The sequence below is a fragment of the Variovorax sp. P4_D9 genome (genome assembly GCF_056401695.1).
Genome location: NZ_JBFUIU010001647.1, coordinates 1 through 772 on the forward strand (window position 1 = coordinate 1; position 772 = coordinate 772).

At 56.5% G+C, this 772-nt stretch carries 1 protein-coding gene; it reads right to left on the reverse strand.

What is annotated here, in order from left to right; translation table 11 throughout:
* A partial coding sequence (locus tag AC1DY5_RS57510) for a DEAD/DEAH box helicase family protein (protein ID WP_478123020.1) occupies positions 1-746 on the reverse strand: 746 nt, incomplete at its 3' end.
* Positions 747-772: the final 26 nt, after the last annotated feature.

The window sequence follows — 772 nt, forward strand, 5'->3', positions numbered from 1 at the left end:
CTGTAAACATTCCCATTGCAACCCGCGAGCTTCGTGGCGGCTTGACCGACCGAAGGATAGTTGCGGCAGTTCTCAGTCAGTTCCCACTGGGCGGGGGCTCCAACGTCGACGAGACTTTTTAGCATAGTTCTCACGGATTCGACGTTCGTCAATACTTGGTTCTCGAAGTCGCCGAACATGGCGAATGCCCCGCGCGCAAACCCGTTTTTGAGAAATAGTTCGAGACACGCCCAAAGCGATGGTCGAGCCATGAGATCTTGCACCTCGTCGAGGACAAGATAGTCGAAATGCGCGGACGCCATAAAGTCGGAGTCAGTCAGCCTTTCCTCTAGCAGTCCGGGAAGCTCAAGGTCCCAGAAATCGTTTGTTGGGTTTGGAGGTATCGCAACGTTTGCCATTTCAGCCATCACCTTGATGGCCCGCCCGACAACGAGTGATGGTGGGCAGGGGTCCAGCGCCTTGACCTTCTCAGTAATCCAATCCCCGATCAATTGGTTATGACAAAGCAGCGCGACGCGTCGGCCATCTTGAGACGCCCTCCGTGCGACCTCCATTGCGATGAGCGTCTTACCAGTTCCCGCAGGACCCCGGACCAAGACGCGTTCGTTGAGACGCGCTAGCGAGAGAACAGGAACTTGCTGAACTCGAAGAATACGCTCCATTTCCTGCGCCTTACGCGCCAGTTCTTCGCTCGCGGATGGGTGGCGTCGCTGAACAGGGGAGCAAAGACGCACCAGCTCATCCACCTGCGCCGGGAATAACCGTCTTGCAA